Below are 25,157 nucleotides of genomic sequence, written 5' to 3' on the forward strand. Positions count from 1 at the left end.
TCACCTGGAAGGAATCGGATGAAAATCAGTCGTATCGACTGCCATGTTCTGGTCGACCCGGACTACGACCCGGCCGCGACCAGCTCGGCCCAGGACGACATCGTGGTCGAGGTACACACCGACGAAGGCCTGGTCGGCATCGGTGAGTCTGACATCAACCCCTGGATCGCCCGCGCCTGCATCGAGGCGCCCGGCACTCACACGATGGATCTCGGACTCCGCAACCTCGTACTCGGCATGGACCCTCTCGACCCGGCAGCAGTCTGGCAGCGGGCCTACCTCGGTACGGCGATGGCCGGCCGCCGTGGGGCGCTGATCCATGCCCTCGGCGCCATCGACATGGCGCTGTGGGACATTCGCGGAAAGGCCGCGGGCAAACCGGTCTGGCAACTGCTCGGCGAGCAACGCACCGACCCGATCCGGGCGTACGCCTCGCTCGAACCCGAGATCGGTGACTTCGACGGTTACGTCGCCTCGATGGTCGGCTGGGCCAGAACTGCGGTATCACTGGGCTTTCAGGCCGTCAAAGCCGAAGCGACCTTCTCCGGGCCCTACGCCAACATGGGTCTGCTGGCCGACGACGAGAAGATGACCGAGCTGCTCACGGCGGTCCGTTCGGCCATCGGCCCCGACATCGCCTTGATGGTCGACGTCCAGTATGCCTTCGACTCCGTCGACCGCGCCCAGCGGAGCATGGATGCCTGGTCGGAGCTCGACTTGTTCTTCGTCGAGACACCCTTGTGGATCGACGACCTCGACGGGTATGCCAAGCTGGTGGCCGGCAGCAACATCAAGGTCGCGGCCGGTGAGTGGCAGGCGACCCGGCACGAGTTCGCGGACCTGATTCATCGAGGCAACCTCGACGTCGTCCAGCCCGACATCGGTCGAGTCGGTGGACTCACGGAAGCTCTCGCCGTCTGTGAACTGGCTGCGTCGGCCGGCCGGCTGGTCGTGCCACACGTCTGGAAGACAGGGATCTCGCTGGCAGCCGCCGCGCAGTTGGCCACTGTGACGCCGCATATGCCGTACTTCGAGTTCCTGCACCCGGATGTCTGCGAGTCGCGGCTGCGCAAGGAGCTGGTCACCGACGAAGTGAGCATCGTCGACGGCGCGATTCAGCCACCCGCGAAGCCAGGACTGGGCGTCGAGCTGAATCGGGACAGGCTCGAGGAGTTCAGCGATGCTGCGGCCAGGCTCTACTCATGACCGGAGCGGATCGGCGGCGGAATCTGCTGATACTCGTCGACGACCAGCACCGATGGGACGCGCTCGGTTGCGCCGGAGCGGACCGGCACCCGTCGTGGCTCAGCGACGCAACCGCAGTCCGGACCCCGAACCTCGACCGGTTGGCCGCCGAGGGAACCCGCTTCACCCAGGCGGTCTGTACCGTCGCACCGTGCGTGCCGAGCCGGCACTCCTTCATCACCGGGATGGGCGCCCGCCAGACCGGCGTACTCACCAACATGCACTACTGGCCCAACCAGCCGCTGTATCCATCGGTCGGGACGATCTGTTCGGGCCTCGGCTACGACACGGCCGCGATCGGGAAGATGCACTGGAAGCCGCATTCGGCCCCGCCCGAGCACGTGCCTGACCGCCGCGGCTTCGCGTTCCGGGCCTCGTACGACGGACCGGGTACCGACGGCCCGTGCGACAGGCTGTACACGGATTTCGCGACCACCGAGGAGGTCGAGGAGATCCGGCGCTGGCCGGACCGCTTCGGTCGCGGCGGCGAGAACCGCGCCGGGTATGTCGGCGAGGTCACCTCGATCCGTGGCGAGCGACTTCCGGATGCGTGGCTTGCGGATCAAGCGGTGACCTATCTGCGGGATCGGCGCCGTACCGAGCGGCCGTTCTGTCTGGTCGTGAGCCTGGATCGGCCGCACCCGGAGAGTGTGGTCGCCAAGGAGTACGCCGACCTGTACGACCCGGCAGCCATGCCCCTGCCGCCGTCTCCGCCGTCACGTGTCGAGGAGCAGGACTGGTACTTGCGCTTTCTCCGCTCCGACCACGGTTGGAGCACCATGACCGAGCACGAGCACCGGCTCAGCATCGCCCGGTATCTGGCCAGTGTCACCTTTGTCGATGACTGCCTCGGCAAGGTCCTTGACGCACTCGACGAGACCGGACTCACGGATGACACCGTGGTGTGCTTCCTTAGTGATCACGGCGAGATGCTGGGCGAGCGAGACCGATGCTTCTCGAAGTACAGCCTGTACGACTCTGCCGTTCGGGTCCCGCTGCTCGTGCGGTGGCCGGGTGTCGGTGTCCCCGGCGCTTTCAGCGACGCTCCGGTCGAACTGACGGACCTCATGCCGACGTGGCTCGACGCGTTGGGGCTGGAGCAGCCGCGACGGCTGCCGGGCATGAGCCTCCGGCCGCTGCTCGAAGGCGCGTCGGCTGCCCAGGCGGGTTGGCGAACCGCCTCGCTCACCGAGCTGTACACCGCCGCGTCGGAGGGCGGTCCGCCCCGTGCTCAATGGGCAGTCCGGAATCGCGAGTACAAGTTGATCGAGCGTTCGAGCGGCGCCAACGCGCTGTACGACCTGGAAGTCGACCCCGGTGAGTTCGTGAACCTGATCGACGATCCTGCTCGGTCGGAGGTGTGTGAAGAACTACGTGCGACGCTCCTGCACCGCCTGATGACCGAAGCCGAGGACTGTCCGGCCGGTGATCCGGCCGCGGTAGCCATTGCGTCCGGCAGAGCAACACGATCTTCCTCGCCGAGTGAGAGGTCAGCATGAAGCCGTCCCGAATCAGTGCACTTGTCGTCACGTCGCTCCTCGTCGCAAGCCTGACCGGTCCGGCTGCTGGCGCCGGTCCGGCTCCCAAAGGCAGCGACGCGGTCAGCCTGCAGATCGCCGGTGGTCGCGTGTCCGTGGCCACGAGTACGTTGGCGATCGCGGCGATCACCAGCCAAGGCACTCCTCTGACTGTGTCGGGGCCGGCTGTGGAGGATCTCGGACCGGCCGAAGATGTTCAGCAGGGTGGCAACCGAGCCAGCTGGACCCTGCCGGCCAAGCACCTGGCTGTCGAGGCGGTCAGCAGGGCCGGCCGGCTCGAGATCGTCATCCGGTCGAACGTCGACCAGTCATTGTCCTGGCCCGTCACCGGCACCGATCCCGCTGTCCGCACCTTGCAGATCCCACGCGGCGAAGGGCTGTCCGTTCCGGTCGGCGACCCGCTCTGGAACAGCACTGGCGTCTGGGGCAGCGGTGGCGCCGGACTGGACGGCGTCGACATGCCGTTGGTCGGTGATCTGAACCTGCCGTTCTGGGGCTACAGCACTGGCCGCGGGGGAGTGAGCTACCTGTCTCCGACGGACATCGACACCAGCTTGTGGTTCGCCAGCCGTAACGGGCGTCTGCAGACCACGGCCGTGCACGACTTCTCGGCCCGCCAGGAGACGCGGGACTTCATGGTCGCCTTCGCCCTGACCGGGGGCTCTCCGATCGCCGCCGCCAAGGATTACCGGCAATGGCTGATCCAGCACCACCAACTGCGCACGCTGCAGGAGAAGGCCCAGACCAGCCCCGAGATCAACAAGCTCCGCGGTGCGTTCCACGCCTACCTGTGGGGCGGCGGTCGCACGGCCGCAGCGATCGACAAGCTCAAGGCGGCCGGAGTCAGCAGAATGCTGCTCAGCTGGGACGCCGATGCTCACCCGATGCCGGCGGATGCGATTCAGGCAGCGAAACGCGACGGCTACCTCGCCGGACCGTACGATACGTGGGACAACGCGCAGCCGCCGGAAAGCGCCGACGCACCCACGTCGGCCTGGCCGTCACCCGTCTGGGATCAGGCCTGCGTCCGGAACGCCGACGGCACTGTTGTCAGTGGCTTCGGCGGGCGAGGCTGCTACCTGAGTTCGCAGGCGCTGGCGCAGGCCGAACCCAACCATCATTACCTCGCCGACCGGATCGCGGCGATGACCGCTGACCATCCGAACGCGTACTTCATGGACGTGGACGCGGCCGGCGAGTTCTTCACCGACTACAGTGCCGCGCACCCGATGAACGAGAAGCAGGACCGGGAGAACAGACTGGAGCGGATGGGCTGGTTGTCGGAGCGTTATCACCTGGTGCTCGGCTCCGAGAAGGCCGGCGGCTGGTCGAACTCGGTGGTCGCGTTCAGCCACGGATCCGCGTCCGTCAACATGAACAGCTACTGGCCGTTCACCCACACGCCGGAGTGGGGCAGTTGGTCCCCTGCAGAGCGGCCGGCGTTCTTCTTCAAGCCTGCGACCATGCCCGACGCGCTCCGGACGGCCATGTGGGACCCGAAGTACCGTGCGCCGTTGTACTCCGCCGTCCTGCACGACTCGATCGTGAACCTGGATCGATGGGAGCTGTCCTATTACAAGGTCAACGGCGTACAGCAGGACCGGGCCTTGCTGGCCATGGTGTCCGCCAATCCCCTCAACTTCGTGCTTGACGCCGGTGTCATCACTCAGCGCGGTGCGGAGATCGCCCGGCTGCAGCGGGCGTTCCAGCCATTGCACGAGGCAACGTTCAATCTCCCGGTCACCGGCTTCCGCTACCTGGGCCAGGGGACCGATGTCCAGCAGTCAACCTTCGGCGCCGGCGCGGCGACGGTGACCGCCAACTTCGGCGCACAGGCTTTTCACGGCCTGCCGGGCAAGTGCGCACGGATCACGATCAGCGGGCAGCCGACCCGGCAGTTCTGCCCGTGATGGCCGACCGCCCGTAGAATCGGGCGCCGGACGGAGTGGAATGGGATGGGATATCACTATGGACGCCAAGCAGACACCAAGACTGATCGACATCGCTGCCAAAGTTGGTGTCCATCCGTCCGTCGTGTCGCGGACGCTGCGACAGGACCCGACTCTTTCCATCCGTCCGGACACGCGGGAGCGCATCGAGCAGACGGCTCGCCAGATGGGCTACCGCGGGAACGCCCAGGCCCGCGCACTCAGGGGAGCGTCCACTGGCGCTGTCGGCATGGTCATGCCGTCGCTGCGTAACCCCGTGTGGGCTGAGATCGTCCGTGGGGTGCTCGCCGAGGCCGTTCGCTGGAATCTTGCCGTGCTCGTCGCGGAAGTGCCCGACGACCGCGGCAACGACGAGGAGTACGTGCGGCTGGTGGAGGAGGGCCGGATCGACGGGCTGCTGCTCGGAAGCTCTGAGCCCGCGGAGCGATCGAGCGCCTGGCCACCCACGCAGGTACCGTCGGTGCACGTCAACCGGGCGGTGAAGGACGCGGCGTGCAACATCACCATGGACGAGACACGCGCGGTCGGCCTCTTCGTCGATCACCTGACCGCCCTCGGGCATCGCCGGATCACCCTGATCGACGGCCCAGCCACCGTCGACACCACCCACCGTCGCTCGGTCGCCTTGCAGCGCTTGGGCGAGGAACGGGGTCTGGAGGTACAGATCGTCAACGCGCCCTACAACGAGCAGGGCGGGCACGATGCCATGGCACGGCTGCTGCGCCGAGCTGCCAAACAACGACCGACCGCGGTCGGCGTGGCCAGCCTCAACCAGGCCCTCGGAGCGTTGGCCGCCACTCGCACCCGTGGTGTCGCCGTGCCGTCCGACCTGAGCATGATCTGTCTCGACGACGACCCGATTCTGGGCTTCCTCGACATCCAGCTGACCGCGGTCCGGATGCCCCTGTTCGAGCTCGGCGAAGCCGCGATGCAGGCGCTGGGCGAGCGGCTGAGCGGCGGCAACCCGCTCAGCCGGGAGATCGAGGATCCGATCGAGCTGGTCGGCAGGAGTTCGACCGCTTCCGTGCCGGTTCGATGATCGGATAAGGTCTCCAGGAACTCGTTTTCCTATAGGGATTGGATGGGTAGCCGTGTCCGACTCTGTTGCTCTCGAGCGGTTGCCTGGCGAGCTTTGGTGGGGAGGTGCCGTTGCCGACGGCGACGACATGCCGTACGACTCGCGCTTCGGCCGTGACCTCTCGATCTGGCTGGGCGACAATCAGGGCAGCCCGCTGCTCCTGTCGAGCCTGGGGCGTCACGTCTGGTGCGACGACCCGATCAGCTTCTCCTTTGAAGGAAACTTGTTGCGGGTGACATCGGCGGGTGGTCCGGTGGTGGTGGGGTCGGGCGGGTCATCCCTGCGCGACGCGTTCCGGGCCGCGAGCACCGCGTACTTCCCCGCCACCGGGACCAGCCCGGACCCGCGCATGTTCACCACCCCGCAGTACAACACCTGGATCGAACTCGTCTACGACCAGACCCAGCAACGCATCCTCGACTACGCCCACGCCATCATCGACAACGGCTACCCACCCGGCGTACTCATGATCGACGACAACTGGCAAGAAGACTACGGCGTCTGGAACTTCCACCCCGCCCGCTTCCCCGACCCCCACACCCTCATCAACCAACTCCACGACCTCGGCTTCACCATCATGCTCTGGACCTGCCCCTTCATCTCACCCGACAGCCCCACCTTCCGCACCCTCGAACACCACCAGCTCCTCCTCCGCGACCACACCGGCACCACCGCCATCCGCCGCTGGTGGAACGGCTACAGCGCCCTCCTCGACCTCACCAACCCCCACACCACCACCTGGCTCCACCACCAACTCACCAACCTCCAAACCCGCTACCGCATCGACGGGTTCAAATTCGACGCCGGCGACCCCCGCTTCTACCGCGACACCGACCAGCCCCACACCCCCACCACCCCCAACCAACACACCCAAACCTGGGCCGACATCGGCCTCAACTACCCCCTCAACGAATACCGCGCCTGCTGGAAACACGCCGGCCAACCACTCGCCCAACGACAGACCGACCTCGACCCGACCTGGAGCCGGCTCGGGCTGGGATCGATCGTTGCCTGGGGCATCGCTCAGGGCCTGCTCGGCTACGCGTTCAACTGCCCGGACATGATCGGCGGCGGACTCGCCTCGCAGTTCGAGCTGGTCAGCTACGTGGCAGACTCCGAACGGTTCGTGCGGTGGGCGCAGGCCGCTGCACTGTTCCCGATGATGCAGTTCTCCCTCGCGCCCTGGCGTGTCCTCACCGAGTCGGAGAACGCGATCGTCCGGGAGGCGATATCCATCCGTGAACGACTTGCCCCCTACCTGTGCGGTTTGGTCGAGCACGCTGCGACGACCGGTGAACCGATCCTGCGCAGCATGGAGTACGTCTTCCCGCACCAGGGCTACGCCCGGATCACCGACCAGTTCATGCTCGGTAACGACATCCTCGTCGCGCCAGTCCTCGAAAAGGTGCGCGCACCCGCACCGTCGCTGTTCCGCCAGGCGAGTGGCAACGGGACGACCAGACGATTCTCACCGGGCCAGAGGTCCTCGAGGTCGATGCCCCCTTGGAGTCGCTGCCCTGGTTCAAGCGCCTGAACGATGGGCCGTCCTAGCCTCGACGTCGCGCCGGTTGTGAGTGGTCCGCGACGGATGGGACAGTCAGCGCAGATGCAATCGCCGACGAGCGCGGGAGCGGGTCCGCATGCCGCCCGGCCGTACTGTCGCGTACTCCGGATGGGACCAGTTCACGTCCTCGGTGTAGGTGTGCTTGATCTGGATCATCAGCTTGTTCCGCCCCTGCTCCAGGTGGACGGCCTGCTTCGTCAGGTCCTTCTGCACCTCGACCGGTGTGGTCGGCGGTGTCATGCGCGCGCTACATCCGGCTACGCGCGCTCAGCGAAGTGAACGGCAACCCGTGGACCTCGGCGGCCGAGATCAACATCGGCCGGTCCGACTGACCACCGACCGATCCCAGACATGCCGTGTTCGCGTTCATGGAAGGGGTGACGTAGACCGGGAACCGGGAGCGAACGACGTCACTGCCTGAGATCTTGCCCTCGGCAACGTGGAGGGTCTTCGAGCCTTGCTGGCAAAGGCATCAAGGCGATCCCGGATGTGCCGCGACCTCCGGCTCCTGAGGACGCAGATCTGCCCGGTTGTCTCGGGTTTCCCTTGCGTTTGATCGCCTGCCGGAGGTGCGACACGTGCCGTCCCTAGCCTCCCTCGGGGGTCCCGGCTGGGCGGGACCGACGGTCGATGCGAGCCCCGCTGACACTGCACCTCCTGGCAGTCGACAGCGCAGTCGAGCTGCTTCCCCATCAGTCGCCCGGAAGGGATCAGTCAATGCGAGTAACACGTCAACGGCGTGAGAGGGCCCGAGCGGTTCGTCGCTCCCGGCTGAAGGGACGGATACCGCTCCTCGCGACAACCGCGCTGGCCGTCGCGGCCGCAGGAACCAGCGCGTTCGCGCAGACCAGTCAGTTCGGTTTCGAGCAGGTCGGTCAGACGACCGATCGGGGCCAGGTCGTGTCCGACGACCAGTACATCAAGCCGATCGGGCAGCGTCTGGTCATCCCTTACGGCAAGATCATGTCGTCCTCGGTCAGCCCGGACGGCACCCATCTCGCCGCCTCGCTCACCGACGGCGGGCAGGTGCTCGCGATCGTGGACCTCAAGAGCTACAAGGTGCAGCAGTACGTCGGCAACAACGCGCAGTCGGATCTACGCATCAGCGGCGGCGACGTCGGTCAGGAAGGGCCGACGTACTCGCCGGACGGTTCGCAGCTGTGGCTGGGCCGGACGAACGGCTACACCAGGTTCACTGTGAAGCCCGACGGCAGCCTCTCCGACCCGACGAACATCGGTATCGCGGCGCAGGGGTCGAAGCACGCACTGTCGGCCGGGCTGGTCTTCTCGGACGACGGCAAGACCGTGTACGTCGATGTCAACGGCCAGAATCGGGTCATCGCTCTCGATGCCGCGACAGGCGCCGTCCAGCAGAGCTGGCCCGTGGGTATCGCCCCGCGTGGCATGGCCAGGGTCGGCGACAAGGTGTACGTCAGCAACGAGGGCGGCCGGCAGGCGAAGCCCATGCCCGGCAGCCTGCTGGACCAGGTCAGCGCGGTCACCGCGAGCGGCGGCAACCCGCCGGATGAAGCCGCCGTGAACCTCAAGGACCGGGATCCGTCGACCAAGTGGCTGGCGTCCCAGCTGACCGGCTGGGTGACCTACGAGCTGGCCAAGCCTGCAGCGGTTGTTCACTACTCGCTGACCTCCGCGAACGACTCGCCGGGCCGCGACCCCAAGGACTTTACCCTGCAGGGGTCGAACGACGGTGGCAGCTGGACCGACCTGGACAAGCGGACAGGTCAGCGCTTCGATTCGCGGTACAGCACCAACAGCTACACGTTCACGAACACCACGGCGTACCGCTACTACCGGCTGAGTGTCACCGCGAACTACGGAGACCCGCTCCTGCAGCTCAGCGGCTGGGACATCAGCGACTCGACCGCTCCGGCTGAGACCACGATGAACTCCTACGGCACCGCGGTGCCGGCCGATCCGTTCACCGGCTCGTCCACCACGGGCACGGTCAGCGTCGTCGACTTGGCGAACCCGACGGCCGCTGCCGCAAGCATCGTCGTGGGTCTGCATCCGACCTCCGTGTACGCCAAGAACGGAGCGGTGTTCGTCACCAATACAGCCACCGACAACGTGTCGGTGATCGACGCGTCGAAGGGCAAGGTCGTCCAGACCATCGCCACCCAGCCGTGGCCGGAGGCCTCGGCGGGCTACGAGCCCACCGCGGTGAACCTTACCGACGATGGCCACCTGCTGGTGACCCTCGGCCGCGCGAATGCGATCGCGGTCTACCGATACAAGAGCCCGCTGGAGCCCGTCAGCTACATCGGCCTGCTGCCGACGGACTACTTCCCGTCGGCGATCACCACCGCCGGCGACAACGTCGTGGTGTCGAACACCCGCGGTGTCGACGCCCGCCGGGACACCACGGCCGCCGGTCACAGCACGCACGACACCACGTCGAGCCTGACCAAGTTCCAGTTGCCGGACGACCAGGCGATCAGGAAGTACACCAAGACCGTCTTCGACCAGAACGGCTGGACCAAGGGCTCGGCGCAGGTCGCCACGGACAAGGGCCACCGCAATCCGGTGCCGGTCCCGGCGAAGCTTGGTGCCCCGTCGACGATCAAGCACGTGTTCCTGATCGTCAAGGAGAACCGCACCTACGACCAGGTGTACGGCGACATCCCGGCGGGCAACGGCAACCCGGCGCTCACGCAGTACGGCGAGAACGTGACGCCGAACCAGCACGCGCTGGCCAAGCAGTTCGGGTTGTACGACAACACCTACGACATCGGCACGAACTCCGCCGAGGGCCACAGTTGGCTGATGCAGGCCGACAACCCGGAGTACACCGAGTCCACGGCCGGCGAGTACCAGCGCAGCTACGACTCGTACAACGACGTCCTCGGCCACCAGAAGAGCGGCTTCATCTGGACCGGTGCGGAGGCGGCGGGCAAAACCGCACGGGACTTCGGCGAGTACCAGATGCAGCAGAACAACAAACCGTCCAGTGCGAACTGGCAGAACCTGTACTGCGACACCAAGACCATGGCGGCGAACCCCGCGCAGAACACCGCCTATCCCATGTACTCGAACGTGGACATCCCGTCGCTCAGCAGCATCTCGGTGCACGGCTACCCGGGCGGCGACCTGAGCATTCCGGACATCTACCGGTACGAGATCTGGAAGCGTGACTTCGAGAGGAACGGGCCGGCGAACCTCAACATGTTCTGGTTCCCCAACGACCACACCGGTGGTCCGACGACCGGCCCCGCTCAGGTCGCGGACAACGACCTCGCCGTCGGCAAGGTCGTCGACACCATCTCGCACAGCAAGTACTGGAAGGACTCCGCGATCTTCGTGGTCGAGGACGACTCCCAAGCCGGTGTCGACCACGTCGACGGCCACCGTGCCCCGATCCAGATCATCAGCCCCTGGGCTCAGCACGGCGCGGTGGACAGCCGTTACTACACCCAGATCACGATGATCCGCACGATCGAGCAGATTCTCGGGATCCACCCGATGAACCAGAAGGACAGCGCCGCCACCCCGATGCGTACGGCGTTCACCAACAAGCCCGACTACACGCCGTTCACTGCGCTGCCCAACCGGACCCCGCTGACTCAGGGTCTGTCGACCCTGCCGTCCTGTGGAGCGGACACGCCGGCGGCGCAGGACCCGAACGCCGCGCCCGCGCCCACAGGCAAGGTGCCGGCGGCCGAGCAGGCGGTCGCGGCGAAGTGGGAGGCCTGGAAGCTGGCTCAGCCGTTCACCGGGCCGAGTGCCAAGGTCGACTCCGCCCACCCCGAACAGATGAACCGCTTCTCTTGGTACGAGGCACACGGGTTTGCCAAGCCCTACCCGGGTGACACCAAGCTCTACACGCCGGGCGAGGTACCGGGCGCCTACATCCCGGGCTCCGACAGCGACGGCTGACCCGCTCGACGGAACACTGCACGACGGCCAGGCGGCCAGCCTGAACCCAGCCGTGTGAGCAACCACAGGAAGGAAGCCGGGTCCGACCCAGCTGACTGCCCGGATGCCGGGTGTCCTCGCCTCCGCCGAGGTGAGGACACCGGCCTCGCCGTGGTGGCGGTGGGTGCGGACCTGTACCTCGGCAGGGTTCTGAGCAACGCGGGCCAAGGCCCAGAGTCGGGAGTCATCGTCGGCATGGAGTGGGCCGTGGCGCAGGGCACGGACGTCGTCAGCATGAGCCTGGGCTCGGATACCCCGAGTGACGGCACAGACCCACTCAGCCAGTCCGTCGACCGGCGACCGAAAGAGGACCGCGCGCTGCTCTGGCCGCAGTACGGCTTCAGCCTGGACAGCGCGAACAGTGCCCACCGCGGTCGTACCGACGTGTTCGATCTGGGCTTCGCGCTCGAGAACGGGACGGGCTCCGGATGCCAACCGGGTCGACGTGGCCACGGTCGGCCCGACGCTGATGGTCACGCCGGACGCCTTCGCCCAGCGGACCGTCGAAGCGATGCGCAGGTTGACCGTGGGGCCGGGGATGGAGCCGGCCTCCCAGGTCGGGCCGCTCATCGATCTCAGGAGCCGGCGGAAGCTGACTCGCGTCGTGGGCGAGATCGTCGCCCAGGGCACCGAAATTTTGCTGGACGGCTCGAACCTGTCTGGGCCGGGCTGTTTCTCCGCGCCGACAGTTCTTCACATCGCCGCCCCATGACGCGCACGCCGAGATCCAGACCGACCGGGAAGGCCGCTCGTTCGCGCTGGTGCGCCCGACTAGTAGCCGGGGAAAACCTTCCGGAGATCGTCCAGCGTGACGTTGCCGGTCACAGTGACGCCAGCGGCGTGCTCGGCGCCGAGCCGCCCGGTCAGCAGCCGCACCACGGCCTCTTTCGGACCCTCGAAGGTGGCTGTCGGGTCATCGACCGCGTCGGTCACGGTGACCGCGTCGGTGATCTCGATGCCGCCGCCCGGGATCGCCAGGCGGACCTGCTGCTCGAGCTGGTCGGTCTTGGCGGAGAAACCCAGCAGGAAGGCCAGCGGCCCACCGAAGAGCTCGAGGAGCAGCTCGGCGGAGTCCGAATCCACAGTCGCCGACGGGTTGATTCCGACGCGCACGTCCCAGGCGTGGTTGGCGACCTCGTTGAGCCGCAGGGCGAGCGCGACGATCAGCGGCACCGGTTCCGGCATGATACGCAGGTCGATCTGGCGATCGCGCTGCTCGGCGCTGAGCCCTTCGACCGTGTCGAGGTACTCCGCGTCGTGTTTGAGGAACCCGGCCGCTTGGTCGGCCGGGGACGAGGCGTTCCACCGGTCCCAGATCGACTGGTTGTCCTCAGCCTCGACCTGCTCGCCGGCGGTGGTCGCGATCGGTTGCCGACTGATCTCGGCACCGCTTCCGAGGTGCGAGAGCACCTGCGCCACGGTCCAGTCCTTCGCCCCGCTGCGGCTCCTCAGTTGTTCCTCGGACAAGGTCGGCACCAGTGCGGCGAGGGTGTCGTGGTTGGCACGGAGCGCCGCGATGGCGCGGTCGACAGATGTGGTCATACGGGGGTCAACCTCGCAGCCCACGGCTTTCTTCCGACCAGCTGCGCGCTCTCGGCGATTACCGTTCCTTGGCCAGCGCCGTAAAGATCGTGAGCGCGTCCGAAATCGCAGCAACGTCGTGGGTGCGGATGAAGTCCGCGCCTTGACCGGCCGCGTACAACTCTGCTGCGAGGGTGGCCGGCCCGATGTCGACGAGGTCTCTGCCTGTGAGAGCGCGAAGAAACGACTTCCTCGACGGTGAGACCGAACCTGGCCCTTATCTCGTCAAGCCCTCCCAGGACCATGACCGACGGCTCCGGGGCACTACTGAGGAAGTATCCGAGTCCGGGATCTACGACCAAGCGCTCGCGGTTGATGCCGGCGGCCTGAAGAGCTGCGAGGCGATCGCGGAAGAACTGTTCAAGCCCCTGTCGCACTGTTGGCGCATCGATCCGCACTTTGGTAGCTGGACCGCGGCGCTGGACCGAGTGCACGACGATGTGCGAACAGCCACTGTCGGGCAGCTCGGCGTACTGTTCCGGGTCGGGGAACCCTTGGATGTCGTTGAGATAGGTGGCACCGTGAGCGGCAGCGAACAGCTGTGTCTGAGGTGTGAACGAGTCGACCGACACAGGTACGCGGGCGGCCACCAGTTCGTCCAGGACGTCGGCCAGCCGGCGTTTTTCCTCTTCGACGCTTACTCGCTCGGCGCCTGGATGGCTGGCCGCAGCGCCGAGTTCGATGATGTCGGCGCCCGCGTCCAGCAGTCGCCAGGCCTGCGCCAAGGCGTCTTCGGTCGCCAGAAACCTGCCGCCGTCGGAGAACGAGTCAGCGGCGACGTTGACAATCCCGACCAGCCGGGGCCTTTCGGCCCACAATGCCGGAGCAGTGAATTCATGCATCACGTCGTGCCTCCCAGAGAGTTCCCAGAGGCCCAGGCGCGCGGCACGACGTCAGATGACGGGGCCGCTCCACGACGGTGATCCATCCAGACGCCAGTCACGGCCCATCGGACAGCCTACCCACGTCTCGACGAATCGCGCCGGGTTTTGTGGCGTCCTGGCGGTCGGGTACGACCTGGGCCTGGTCGGCATCGGGGTACGGCGCGGCGGCCAGTGCCTGCCGGCGGAGTGCTTCGTCGGGGCGGGTGTGGATCCGGTCGGCCAGGTGGTCCGGCAGGTAGCGCGGCGACCCGACCGCGAGGCAGTCGCGCAGGATCCGGGCGGTCTTGTCGGCCATCTGGGTGATCCGCCGTGCTTCGCCGCAGGACTCGGCCAGCGCGACCATCCCGTGGTTGCCGAGGTAGATCACACGTGGGCGCTCGTCTCGCCGGTCGAGGAACTCCAGGATCGCGGTTCGTGCCCGGCGGCCGAGCTCCAGCCCGGGATCGACGTACGGCAGGAGGATCTGCTCGCGTCCGAGGACGACGATCTGGTCCGGGAACAGGGCCCCGCCGACGAGTGCCTGGGCCCGGTCGGAGCAGCCGATCGCGTTGACCGACTGCGGGTGGCAGTGGGCGACCACGTTCGCGCCGTGGGTGAGCGCTGCGGCATGCAGGAGGGACTCGACCGACGGCTGTGGTGCCGTGGGGTCGAGCCGGCTGTCGAGGAGTGCGCGCTGGACGTCGGTGTCGTCGGCGTCCGGTGCGTCGAGCAGTTCGAGCAGCGGCTGCAGGCGGACCTCCACGAAGGTCGCGTGCTCGAGCGACGTGCCACTGGCCTTGACCAGCATCCGGTGCGCGCCGGTCCGGGCGGATACGTTTCCCTCACCGAGTACCGCGAGCTCCCTGTTCCCGTCGCCCATCCACCGGGCCAAGGACGCCAGTTCTGCCACCAGCTCCGCGGGCAGCGGCTCGGTCGCCACAGCGTCGAACAGCGCCGTCTCCGGCTGGGGGTGGGCGTCGGTGGGTGTCTGGTTCACAGGTCCTCCGGTTCCGGCCATCGCGGGCCGTTGACGTGTACGCGAGTCCGGGCGTAGGTTCCTCGCAATTGGAGCGCTCCAATGATGCATCTCCGACGAGCTCGACACCACCCCTTCTGCCGCCCTGGACCCGGGAGGAACTCGATGAAGCTCGCACACGCCGTCGCGGCGGTACTGCTGTTCACCGGCCTGGCACCTGTCGTACCGGCCAACGCTGTCGCACCACCCGGCCTGCTCGACTCGTTCGACGGCGCCCGCGACGCATCCCCGACGTACGGCATGAACGACTCCCTGGGCACGCGCCAATCAGGTCCTGGCAAGGGCGTCACGCTGACCCGGGTGCACGGGAACTGGACCTCTCCAGCTGGTACGCCGCCCAGCTACTACTCGCAGGTCAACAACAACTCGTACCCGGGCCGCCTGTCCTTCTGGATCGGCAACTCCGCCGTCCGCCTCGACGCACCGGCGGCCGCCGACGCAACCGACTCGTACACCGTCTCCGCCACCGTCGACCCGAACGCGAACTCGGCCGGCCCCGACACCGACTGGTCCTCGGTGATGCTGTCCAGCACCAGTACGTCGACCGGCTACGTCACCGCCTCCGACATCGAGATCGGCCTGACCGTACGGCGAACCGGCGAGGTCATGCTCTACCGCAACGGCGTCACGCAATGGGCGACCGGTATCACCGCCACGAGGCAGTCGACCGGATTCGGGGTCACCGTCACCGTTACGGGAGCGTCGACGTCAACGCCCGCAGTGAGCGTCACCGTCAACGGTGCAACGAAAGCAGGCGTCCTGGCCGCACCGCTTCCGCGCGCCTACGTGTACCTCGGCGCGTACCTCACCAGCGGCAGCAGCACCCCGCCGTACGGCGAAGTGAGCGCTGTCGACAATCTGCAGGTCAGCAAGATCACGCAGTACGTCGACTCGTTCGACGGCGCCGCCGACACCGACCCCGGCTACGGCCTCAACGACAACCTGGCCGGACGTCAGACCCCGCAGACGAACGCCGGTTACACGCGGGTCTCCGGCAACTGGACGAGTACCGCTCCGCCGCCGTCGAACTACTCCCAGGTCAACAACAACGCGTATCCCGGCAAGCTCTCGTTCTGGGTCGCGCCGTCGGCGGTCAGGACCAACGTCCCGGCGATCCCGGACGGCGACGACGCCATCGACCTCGCCGCCACGGTCGATCCGGACCCGGGCCTGTTCGGCACTCCGGGCGACTGGGTTTCGCTGATGCTGTCCAGCTCGAGCTCCTCGACCGGCTACGTCACGGATGCGGCCAACCGGCTCGGGATGACGATCGCCCGCAACGGCGTCGTCACGTTCTACAAGGACGGCGCGGTCTTCGGCCCGACGCTCTCCGCGACCCGGGCAGCGGCCGGCTACGCCGTCTCGGTCCGGATCACGGCCGCGAGTACGGCGAACCCCACGGTCGCCGTCGACGTGAACGGCACGCGGACCGCGTTCGCTCTCGGCGCCCCGGTCGGGAAGTCGTACGTCTACCTCGGCGCGTACATCAGCAACGGCAGCGCGACCGCGCCGTACAAGGAAGTCAGCATTGTCGACAATCTTCAGATCGGCAAAGTGTCGCCGTTCCCGTTCCTCAAGTACTACGGCACGTACGGCACTCGGAACGACGATGCCGCAGGCAACCATGTCCCGGACATGGCCGGGATCGCCAACCTGCACTGGATCAACGTGTCACCGACCTCGGCCGGTCAACCGGTGACCTATCGGACCGACGTCTTCGCCAGCTGCCCGCCGCATTCGTGCATCGTTTACGTCGGCAGCGAGTTCTTCAACCCGGACACGGCCGCCCCGGAGCCGAACCTGAATCGCTGGAACAACTACGTGGCGATGCTGCAGCCGTACAAGGACAAGATCTTCGGCTACTACCTCAAGGACGAGCCGTACATCTATGGCGTCACCCCTGCGCAGATGGACTGGCACGCCAATGCCGTCAAGGCGAGTATCACCGCGGGGAGCATCCCGGCCGGGCCGATCCTGATGACCGACACGTTGTACGACATCAACACCTGGGCGCATGTGCCGGCCGCGGTCGACTGGCTCGGGATGGACGCGTACGCGATGGACGCGGCGACGATCGAGGCGGCCGCGACCCGGCTCGACGAGATGACGCTGGACCCGACAGACCGGACCTACATGTTCCCGCCGAACGTCCCCGACACCTGGAACGGCTTCACCACCGAGCAGCAGGTGATCGGCAAGCAGTACGAGTACCTGGCGACCGCGAACCGCCATCCGAAGCTGACGGCGCTGCTCAACTTCGGCCTCTGGGTCAACACCGGCGCCGCCGGCAGTCATGTCCAGAGCCAGGAGAACGTCCCGAATCTGTTCGCGATCCAGGAGCGCATCGGCAACAGCGTCATGAACCTGCGCTGAGCAACCATCAGATCAACGAGACAGGAGCCCTCGCATGTCCGAACACGTCTCCCGCCGTACCGTCCTGCGCACCGGGGCGGTCGGCGGTATGGCCGCCGCGTTCGCCGGCGTCCTCCCCGCCGGGCTCGCGCACGCCGGCCGGGACCACTTGCACCTCGCGCACCGCGGGCGTTCGACGTACGCCGTACTTGCCGGAAGCAAGGATGCGCCGATGGTACGGCGGGCCGCCCGGGAGCTGGTCGACTATCTGAACCGGGTTACCGGTGCGGCGATCCCGTTGGTCGACGAGCACACCGTCCGGTCCGGGTACCACGACCTGATCGTGGTCGGTGTCGACAATCCTCTTGTCGACAAGTTCGGCCGGATCGACCGCGGCAGGCTGGGCGACGACGGGTTCGCCGTCCGGGTCCGCGGCAAGGACGTCCTGATCACCGGCCCGGGCCCGCTCGGCACCCTGCATGGTGCCTACTGGTTCGCCGAGACCCAGCTCGGGGTGCACTGGTACGCCGAGAACACCGAGACCGTGCCGTCGACGAGCACGATCGACCTCGACACCGATCCGCTGAACCGCGACTACGTGCCGCGGTTCCGGTTCCGGCAGCTCCATTACGGCGAGGCGTTCAGCGCCGAGAACCGGCACCACCTGCGGCTGAACGGCCGTCGGGACATGTACGACCTGCCGCAGCCGGCCGACCTGAACGTGTGGTCCGGCTACTGGCCCGAGGACCGGCCGGCGTTCTTCCGCGACCTGGTGACGGACAAGACACTGATCCAGGACGGCAACATCCAGTTCATGAACCCGGACGCGCGCAGCCAGGCGACGGCGACCGTGATCCGGCTGATCAACGAGCGGATCGCCCGCGGTGAGAACGCCTCCCTCGGGATCATCCAGTGGGACGCGAACCCGTGGCACCCGGACCCGGCCAGCAAGGCGTTCATCGACGCGCACGGTGGCGCGGGCTGCGCGGCGATGCTCGACTTCGTCAACGACCTGGCCCGCCGGGTCCGCAAGGTGATCCCGGCTGCGCGGCTGGAGACCGAGGCGTACCAGTGGTCGATCCAGCCGCCCACGCAGATGACGGTCGAGGACAACGTGGTGATCACGTTCTGTCCGATCTACGCCAACCGCGGCAAGCCGATCATGGACGACGCGAACGCGGACCAGCGGACCTACCTGCTCGGCTGGACCATGATCGCCAGGAACGTCGTGCTCTGGGATTACCAGACGATGTTCTCCAGCTACCTGATGCCGTTCCCGCAGTGGTACGACGGGTTCGAGTCGCTCCGCCAGGTGGCGAAGCTGCCGCAGGTGCAGGGCCTCTTCATCCAGGGCGTCTGGAACACCCGCGGCGGCGACATGGCCTCGATGCGGACGTGGGTGCTGTCGAGGCTCGCCTGGGACCCGTCGTTGGACGTACGGCGTACCGTCCGCGAATACCTCGACGGGTACTACGGTGCCGCGGCCGAGCACGTCGAAGCGTACCTGCAGACGTTGTGGGACTCGAAGGAGGCGAACGGTCCGCTGTCCGAGGGGTCGCAGTACATGTCCCGGATCTACGCGCTCGACGTGGTGCGGGCCGCCGACGGGCATTTCGCCAAGGCGGCCGCCGCGGTGCAGGGGAATCAGGAACTGCTCGACCGGCTCGCGGTCGCCCGGTTCCAACTGGACTACGTGATCTTCATGCGCGCACCGTCGTACCTCGAAGATCTGGCGAAAGCCGGCCAGACCTGGGACCTGGACCTCGTCAACCGGAAGGCGCGCGCGAAGCGGGCCCTGCAACTGACGGGAATGAGCCGGTACGCCGAGGGCGGTGGTGATGTCGGGAAGATTGTCGACGAGTACGACGTGAACCCGGTGCCGCCGGGCGACATCACGCCGCCGGCCGCGGTCGCGGGTCTGCCGGCGGACCAGTGGGCCGACTTCCAGGAGAGCCGGATCCTGATCGCGGCGCCGTGGATGACGAGCCTCGCGACCGATCTGAAGGCGTCCAACCATCGCGCGCTTCGGATGGATCCGAACGACTCGCAGTGGGGCGTGCAGTTCTGGCTCGACCAGTTGGGCGACGGGAACTGGCGGCTGTTCGTCTCGGTCCGCGCAGACGCCGGGACCTTGGCGGCCGGTACGCCGGTCGCGGACATCGGCGTGTATCCGCCGTTCGGGAACAACGTGGTGAAGTCCGCGGGTGACTTGGCAGGCGGCGGGTACCACGAGATCGAGCTGCCCGGGACGTACAGCCGGGACTCGCAGCACGTGCTCTACCTGCAGAACCTGTCGAAGGTGCCGGCGCTGTGGATCGACCGGGTGTTCGCCATCAAAGTCTGAGCCCGGTCGGTACAATTGACGCGCTCCAGACGATGCTCACCCGCATCGGTCCGACAGATGGGTCCAGTGTGATAGCGAACATCGAGGACGTCGCCCGGCTGGCCGGCGTCGCCCGGTCCACCGTGAGCAACGTGATCAACCGCCCGGAGATCGTTGCCGAGGCCACCCGGTTGCGGGTGCAGAACGCGATGGACATGCTCGGGTACGTTCCGAACGAGTCTGCACGGGTGCTGGCCGGCGGGATGGGCCGGTTCGTCGGGATGGTCGTCCACGACGCCAGCAACCCGTTCTTCGGTGAGATGGCCCGGGCGGTCGAGGACATCGCACTGGAGCGCGACTACGTGGTGACACTGACCAGCACCGGTGCCGAGCCCGGGCGGGAGGACAACGCGCTGCGGCTGCTGATGCGGCAGCGCGCGCAAGGCGTCCTACTGACAACTACGGCGATGCGCGCCACGTCCGTAGCGAGCCTGCGCGGGATCGGCACCCGGGTGGTGTTGCTGGACACGCCCGGCGGTCCCGAGGAGTGCTCTGTGTCTGTGGACGATGTCGACGGTGGCCGGCTGGTCGGTACGCATTTCCTGGACTGCGGGTACCGGCAGATGGCCTTCGCAGGCCGGCCCGCGCGCACCACCCAGCACGGCGACCGGCTGGCCGGCCTGCGGCAGACCCTCGCGGGGGACAGCCGCGGCCGAGGCGTGCACGTCCAGGAGATCCTGGTCGCCGCGGACGATGTTGCCAGCGGGCGGGAGGTCGCGGCGACCATCGCGAAGGGCGACCTCTCGAGCCCGCTGGCGGTGCTCTGCGGCAACGACCTGATCGCGATGGGCCTGATGTTCGGCCTGCAGGAGCTGGGCATCGACGTGCCCGGCCAGGTCGCGATCTGCGGGTACGACGACATCGACCTCGCGCAGTACCTCGCCATCCCGCTGACAACCGTCCGGCAGCCGATGGCCGAGATGGGGCGGACCGCGTTCGAGCTGCTGCTCAGCGAGGTGACCGACACCGGCCACGTCCACGAGGCCCGCCGGTTCGCGCCCGAGCTCGTCGTGCGCGGCTCGACCACTCCCTGAACGACCGGAACCGGCCAAACCCACAGCGGCCCCGTACGGCATAGAATTGGAGCGGTTCAATTGAGCCGCCACGCGCGCCGCTCCCGGCGCGCAGCGACCAGGAGGAGTGGGGATCATGACGGCCAGCCCGAACGAGCTCGTCGAACGCATCGCCGGCTTCACGATCGAGACCCAGAGCTGGGGATACGTGAGCACCGGCACCCGGTTCAAGGTGTTCAACACGCCCGGTACGCCGCGGACCGTGCACGAGAAAGTCGACGACGCCGCGCTCGTCCACCGGCTGACCGGCGTGACGCCGACGGTCGCGCTGCACATCCCGTGGGACCGCACCGACTACGCCGAACTCCGCCGGTACGCCGAGGAGCAGGGCGTCCGGATCGGGTCGATCAGCCCGAACATCTTCCAGGACGACGACTACCACCACGGTTCGTTCACCAACCCCGATCCGGCGATCCGCGCGAAGGCCGTCGCGACGTCGGTCGAGTGTGTCGGCATCATGCGCACCACCGGCTCCAAGCAGCTGTCGATGTGGGTTGCCGACGGCACCAACTACCCGGGCCAGGGCGACTTCCGCCGGCGTCGCGCCTGGCTGCAGGATTCGCTGCAGCAGGTGTACGACGCGCTCGACCCGGACATGTCGATGATCCTGGAGTACAAGCTCTTCGAGCCGGCGTTCTACCACACCGACATCTCCGACTGGGGCCAGTCGCTGTTGCTGTGCCAGGAGCTGGGGGACCGGGCGAACGTGCTCGTCGACCTCGGCCACCACGCTCTGGGCGTGAACATCGAGCACATCGTCGCCACGCTGCTCGGGCAGCGGCGCCTCGGCGGCTTCGACCTGAACGGCAAGCGGTACGCCGACGACGACCTGATGGTCGGGTCCACGAACCCGTACGAGCTGTTCCTGATCATGGCCGAGATCACCCACGCGCTGGCCGATCCGGATCCGGGGATCGCGGCCGGGGCGGCCGATGTGCTGTTCAAGATCGACCAGTGCGCGATGGTGGAGGAAAAGCTGCCGGCGATGTTGCGCAGTATCGAGGCCTGTCAGATCGCCTACGCGAAGTCGTTGCTGATCGATCGGGACGAACTACGGAAGGCTCAGGACACGGGCGACGTGGTCGGGGCGAACACGCTGGTGGACAGTGCGTTCCAGACCGACGTACGGCCGTTCCTGTGGCAGGCGCGGGAGTTGCTCGGTGGGCCGGCCGACCCGCTGCGGGCCTACCTGGACTCGGGGCTGCCGGAGAGGCTGGCGGCGGAGCGGATCGGCGCCCCTGCTGGGTGGTGACGGTAGTTGCCGGCGGCACCTGGGTGCCGCCGGCCCTGTCAGCCCTTGACCGCGCCGGCGGCGCCGGCGCTGCGGAGGAACTGGCGCTGGAAGATCAGGAACAGCACCAGCGGGATGACCACCGTGCAGAACATTCCGGCCAGCAGCAAGGACTTCTCGGCGGTCAGCGAGATCTTGAACAACGCCACGCTGAGCGGTTGCGTCTCCGGCTTGGTGAGCACCAGCAGCGGCCAGAGGAAGTCCTTCCAGGATGCGATGAACGTCAGCATCAGGACGACTCCGAGGATCGGCCGGGCCATCGGCAGCAGGATCCAGATGAACACGCCGAACGACCCGGCACCGTCGATCCGGGCCGCTTCGTACAACTCGGCCGGGATCCGGTCGAAGAACTGCTTCACGATCAGCACGTTGAACGCGCTCGCCGCCGCGGGCAGCCAGACCCCGAGATAGTTGCCGGTGAACCCGAGCTGCTTGACCGTGAGGTAGAGCGGGACGAGCGTGATCGTCCCGGGCACGAACAGCGTCGCGAGGATCAGCCCTTGCAGGACAGGCGCCCACCGCGGCCGCAGTACGGCGAGTACGTAGCCGCCTGTGGTGGAGACGATGATCGAGGTGACCATCGTCCCGGCCGCGATCAGGATCGTGTTGAGGGTGGAGCGTCCGATGCCGATGCTGGTCCAGGCATCGGCGACGTTGTGCCACTGCACCCCGGACGGCCACAGCGCGAGCGGCCGGGTGACGGTGTCCTCGGTGGTCGACACGGCAGCTTTCGCCAGCCAGAGCAGTGGTCCGAGTCCGGCGATCGCCGCCAGCACCAGCCCGGCCAGGATCGACACGGCGAGACCGATCCTGACCGGGGTCCGGCGGAGGTCGGCCGCGGAGACGATGCTGCGTTCCTCGGCGTCCCGACTGCTCATGTCCGGCTCCATTTCCGGGTCGCGAACAGGTAGCCGGCAGACACCGCCGCGAGCACGACGGCGAGCAGCAGGCTCAACGCGGTGGCGGCGCCGAAGTCGCCGTACACGAAGGCGTAGTTGTAGATCAGGAGCAGCACGGTCATGGTCTTGTTCTCCGGGCCGCCGCCGGTGAGCAGGAAGGGTTCGGTGAAGACCTGCAGCGTGCCGATGATCTGGAGCAGCAGCAGGACCAGTACGACGGTGCGCAGTTGCGGCAGCGTGATGTGCCAGAAGCGCCGGAGTAGAGATGCGCCGTCGATCTCCGCGGCCTCGTACAGCTCGCTGCGGATCGACATCAGGGCGGCGACGAAGATGACCGTGCCTTGGCCGAACGCGGACCAGGTGGCCATCAGAACCAGCGACGGCATCGCGGTGATCGAGTCCTGAAGCCAAGCGACCGGGCCGATGCCGGCGACCCCGAGCAGTGAGTTGAACAGCCCGTCCTTGCCCGGGTCGTAGAACTCGCGCCAGAGCAGGATGCCGACCACTGGCGGCAGGATGACCGGGATGAACACGAGCACCGTCGCGAGCTGGCGGGAATGGCGCATCTCCGCGATCAGGGTCGCCGCCAGCAGCGGGACCGGGAAGCCAAAGAGGGCCGCCAGGAGGGCGAAGTACGCCGTGTTCGTGACGGCCTGGCCGAGTAGCGGGTCGGACAGCACCCGGTTGAAGTTCTCCAGGCCGACCCAGGTGGTCTGCAGGAAGTTGGTGTGCTGGAAGCTCAGCGCGAGGCCGCGCAGCAGCGGCCACCAGGAGAAGAGTGCAAACACCAGGATTGTCGGCAATCCGAAGATCAACGCGTCGACACGTATCCGGCGTGGTCGCGCCGGAGCGGGCGGCGCCTGGTGGCGCAGCCCGCTCGAGCGGTTTTCGGTACGGCTCACCGTTGCGCCGTGGCGAGGATCGTGGTGGCTTGTTGCTGGGCCTGTTTCAGCAGGGCGTCGATGTCGGCGTCCTTGCGGGTCAGCACCGCCTGGATCACGGTGTCGAGCAGTGCGTAGATCTGCTGCGCCTCGACCGGCGGCTCGGAGACGACCGGCAGCTTCTGGGAGGCATCGACGTACGTCTTCACGTTGGCGACCGGGACGTTGATGTACGGCTTGATCGCCTCGAGGTACGGCTGGTATGCCTGCTGGTTGACGATCGCGTAGAACGTTCCCGGGACCGGGTTGCCGTCGGTGGCCTGCGCCTTGGCGAGGTCGGCCGCGGTCTTGGCATCGTAGTACTGGTCGAGGAACCGGAACTCGAGCCACTTGACGGCCGCGTCCACCTGAGCATCGGTGGCGTCCGCCCGGAGCACCGAGAGTGTGCCGCCGCCGAGCCCGCCGAGGCCGTTCGCGGTCTGCGGCAGCGGGAACATCCCGAAGTCCTTCGGGTTCATCTTGTTCTTCGTGACGAACTCGCCGAGCCAGCCGTCCGGGCCGACCATGATCCCGCAGCGGCCGGCGGCGAACTCCGGCGCCAGCGCGGTGAAGTCGATCAGGAAGTTGGAACCTGCCGCGTTGTAGTCCCAGCGCACCTTGCGGAGGAACTCCAGTGCGGAGTGTGCGCCGGCGCTGTCGATGTTCGCGGTGAACTTGTCGCCGTCCCGGGTCTCCAGTTCGTTGCCCATGGCAGCGATGATCGAGGTGAGGATCCAGCCGCCCTGGTTCTGCTTGGTGAGCTGGCAGTATCCCGCCTTGCCGGTCGCCTGCGTGATCTTCTGGGCCGCCTGAGCCAGCTCGTCCCAGGAGGTGAACGGCTGGTCCGGGTTCAGGCCGGCCTTCGTGAACAGGCCGCGGTGGATCAGGATGCCGTTCTGGGTGGCGAACGTCGGGATCGCGTAGTAGTGGCCGTCGGTGCTCTTCACCGCGTCGAGCATCGTCGGCAGGATCGACTTCAGCTTCGGGCTCGCCTCGACCCACTTGGTCAGGTCCTTGATCTGGTGCCTCGCGATCAGACCGCCGGACTCGGTGAACGGCGCCTGGAAGGTGGTCGGCAGGTCGCCACCGGCGAGCTGGGCGGTGAACGTCCGGGCGTCCCAGGTCCACTCGACCGGCTGGAGGTCGATGTTCGGGTTCTTCGCCTCGAAGGCGGCGACCTGGGCCAGGAACTCCTTGCGGCCGGCCGGGTTGTCGTTCCCGGGCAGGCCGTTGACGGAGATCTTCACTTTCCCGTCCGTGGTCGTGGCCGAGCTGTTGTCACCGCTCTTCCCGCAGCCGGCGCCGGCCGTGAGTACGGCGGTGAGCGCGGCCGCGACGGCCATCTTTCGCAGCACAGTCATTCGGGGCTCCCTCGGGAATTGAACCGCTCCAATTCGGAGAGGTATAGCACGGCCGTCCGGCCGGGACAACGGCTCTGACCGGGACCGGTCG

At 67.2% G+C, this 25,157-nt stretch carries 17 protein-coding genes, 2 pseudogenes and 1 riboswitch; of the genes and pseudogenes, 12 read left to right on the plus strand and 7 right to left on the minus strand.

The genetic code is table 11. The features are described from left to right. Positions 1-18 precede the first annotated feature (18 nt). Genes JOF29_RS13235 through JOF29_RS13255 form a run of 5 tightly spaced genes read left to right on the plus strand, consistent with a single transcriptional unit; the run spans position 19 to position 7,344 of the window. Positions 19-1,206: a mandelate racemase/muconate lactonizing enzyme family protein gene (locus JOF29_RS13235; protein ID WP_209694493.1), complete on the plus strand. Its 1,188-nt coding sequence runs from the start codon at positions 19-21 to the stop codon at positions 1,204-1,206. Beyond that, entirely contained in the window at positions 1,203-2,744 is a 1,542-nt protein-coding gene (locus JOF29_RS13240) for a sulfatase family protein (protein ID WP_209694494.1), read from the plus strand. The genes JOF29_RS13235 and JOF29_RS13240 overlap by 4 nt, the downstream gene beginning before the upstream one ends. Next, positions 2,741-4,693, plus strand: coding sequence for a glycoside hydrolase (locus tag JOF29_RS13245; protein WP_209694495.1), 1,953 nt, complete (start codon positions 2,741-2,743; stop codon positions 4,691-4,693). Before JOF29_RS13240 ends, JOF29_RS13245 begins: the two co-directional genes overlap by 4 nt. A gap of 58 nt (positions 4,694-4,751) precedes the next feature. Then, positions 4,752-5,771 carry a LacI family DNA-binding transcriptional regulator gene (locus JOF29_RS13250; RefSeq protein WP_209694496.1) on the plus strand — a complete coding sequence of 340 codons (1,020 nt, stop codon included), beginning with the start codon at positions 4,752-4,754 and terminating at the stop codon, positions 5,769-5,771. A gap of 52 nt (positions 5,772-5,823) precedes the next feature. Beyond that, a complete protein-coding gene (locus JOF29_RS13255; RefSeq protein ID WP_209694497.1) occupies positions 5,824-7,344 on the plus strand; it encodes a glycoside hydrolase family 31 protein in 1,521 nt (506 codons plus the stop codon). Between the two features lie 63 nt (positions 7,345-7,407). Here JOF29_RS13255 and JOF29_RS13260 read toward each other — a convergent pair whose 3' ends face one another. Beyond that, positions 7,408-7,614 carry a hypothetical protein gene (locus JOF29_RS13260; protein WP_209694498.1) on the minus strand — a complete coding sequence of 69 codons (207 nt, stop codon included), beginning with the start codon at positions 7,612-7,614 and terminating at the stop codon, positions 7,408-7,410. A 477-nt stretch (positions 7,615-8,091) separates the two neighbouring features. Between JOF29_RS13260 and JOF29_RS13265 the strand changes: the two genes are divergently transcribed. The 3 genes and pseudogenes from JOF29_RS13265 (at position 8,092) to JOF29_RS13270 (ending at position 12,019) form a co-directional block, all read left to right on the plus strand. Next, positions 8,092-11,268: a galactose-binding domain-containing protein gene (locus tag JOF29_RS13265; RefSeq protein WP_209694499.1), complete on the plus strand. Its 3,177-nt coding sequence runs from the start codon at positions 8,092-8,094 to the stop codon at positions 11,266-11,268. A gap of 153 nt (positions 11,269-11,421) precedes the next feature. Beyond that, positions 11,422-11,601, plus strand: a pseudogene (locus tag JOF29_RS45935) (S8 family serine peptidase); the annotation flags it as partial. A gap of 151 nt (positions 11,602-11,752) precedes the next feature. Further along, positions 11,753-12,019 carry an aldehyde dehydrogenase family protein gene (locus JOF29_RS13270; protein ID WP_209694500.1) on the plus strand — a complete coding sequence of 89 codons (267 nt, stop codon included), beginning with the start codon at positions 11,753-11,755 and terminating at the stop codon, positions 12,017-12,019. A gap of 59 nt (positions 12,020-12,078) precedes the next feature. Here the strand turns inward: JOF29_RS13270 and JOF29_RS13275 are convergent, their stop codons facing one another. The 3 genes and pseudogenes from JOF29_RS13275 to JOF29_RS13285 all read right to left on the minus strand — a co-directional run bounded on the left by JOF29_RS13275 (position 12,079) and on the right by JOF29_RS13285 (position 14,748). Further along, positions 12,079-12,849: a maleylpyruvate isomerase family mycothiol-dependent enzyme gene (locus JOF29_RS13275; protein WP_209694501.1), complete on the minus strand. Its 771-nt coding sequence runs from the start codon at positions 12,847-12,849 to the stop codon at positions 12,079-12,081. Positions 12,850-12,907: 58 nt separating this feature from the next. Beyond that, positions 12,908-13,730 (minus strand): annotated as a pseudogene (gene folP / locus JOF29_RS13280) (dihydropteroate synthase). A 23-nt stretch (positions 13,731-13,753) separates the two neighbouring features. Further along, positions 13,754-13,841: riboswitch (ZMP/ZTP riboswitch) on the minus strand. After that, a complete protein-coding gene (locus JOF29_RS13285) occupies positions 13,828-14,748 on the minus strand; it encodes a class II aldolase/adducin family protein (protein WP_209694502.1) in 921 nt (306 codons plus the stop codon). Its footprint overlaps the riboswitch before it by 14 nt. 144 nt (positions 14,749-14,892) lie before the next feature. Between JOF29_RS13285 and JOF29_RS13290 the strand changes: the two genes are divergently transcribed. The 4 genes from JOF29_RS13290 to rhaI all read left to right on the plus strand — a co-directional run bounded on the left by JOF29_RS13290 (position 14,893) and on the right by rhaI (position 21,847). Further along, positions 14,893-17,160 (plus strand): hypothetical protein, encoded by a 2,268-nt coding sequence (locus tag JOF29_RS13290; RefSeq protein WP_209694503.1) that lies wholly within the window; start codon positions 14,893-14,895, stop codon positions 17,158-17,160. Positions 17,161-17,194: 34 nt separating this feature from the next. Continuing rightward, a complete protein-coding gene (locus JOF29_RS13295; RefSeq protein WP_209694504.1) occupies positions 17,195-19,483 on the plus strand; it encodes a DUF4838 domain-containing protein in 2,289 nt (762 codons plus the stop codon). Between the two features lie 68 nt (positions 19,484-19,551). After that, positions 19,552-20,556 carry a LacI family DNA-binding transcriptional regulator gene (locus JOF29_RS13300; protein WP_209694505.1) on the plus strand — a complete coding sequence of 335 codons (1,005 nt, stop codon included), beginning with the start codon at positions 19,552-19,554 and terminating at the stop codon, positions 20,554-20,556. Positions 20,557-20,671: 115 nt separating this feature from the next. After that, positions 20,672-21,847, plus strand: a complete 1,176-nt coding sequence (gene rhaI, locus JOF29_RS13305; protein WP_209694506.1) for an L-rhamnose isomerase — start codon at positions 20,672-20,674, stop codon at positions 21,845-21,847. A 38-nt stretch (positions 21,848-21,885) separates the two neighbouring features. Here rhaI and JOF29_RS13310 read toward each other — a convergent pair whose 3' ends face one another. Genes JOF29_RS13310 through JOF29_RS42980 form a run of 3 tightly spaced genes read right to left on the minus strand, consistent with a single transcriptional unit; the run spans position 21,886 to position 25,066 of the window. Continuing rightward, on the minus strand, positions 21,886-22,764 hold the full coding sequence (locus JOF29_RS13310; protein WP_209694507.1) for a carbohydrate ABC transporter permease: 879 nt from the start codon (positions 22,762-22,764) through the stop codon (positions 21,886-21,888). Next, on the minus strand, positions 22,761-23,687 hold the full coding sequence (locus JOF29_RS13315) for a carbohydrate ABC transporter permease (RefSeq protein ID WP_307863305.1): 927 nt from the start codon (positions 23,685-23,687) through the stop codon (positions 22,761-22,763). Before JOF29_RS13315 ends, JOF29_RS13310 begins: the two co-directional genes overlap by 4 nt. Then, complete coding sequence (locus JOF29_RS42980) at positions 23,684-25,066, minus strand: ABC transporter substrate-binding protein (protein WP_245357569.1); 1,383 nt, start codon at positions 25,064-25,066, stop codon at positions 23,684-23,686. The genes JOF29_RS13315 and JOF29_RS42980 overlap by 4 nt, the downstream gene beginning before the upstream one ends. Positions 25,067-25,157: the final 91 nt, after the last annotated feature.

Origin of the sequence: Kribbella aluminosa (genome assembly GCF_017876295.1) — a bacterium.
In the GTDB taxonomy this organism is placed as follows: Bacteria; Actinomycetota; Actinomycetes; order Propionibacteriales; family Kribbellaceae; genus Kribbella; species Kribbella aluminosa.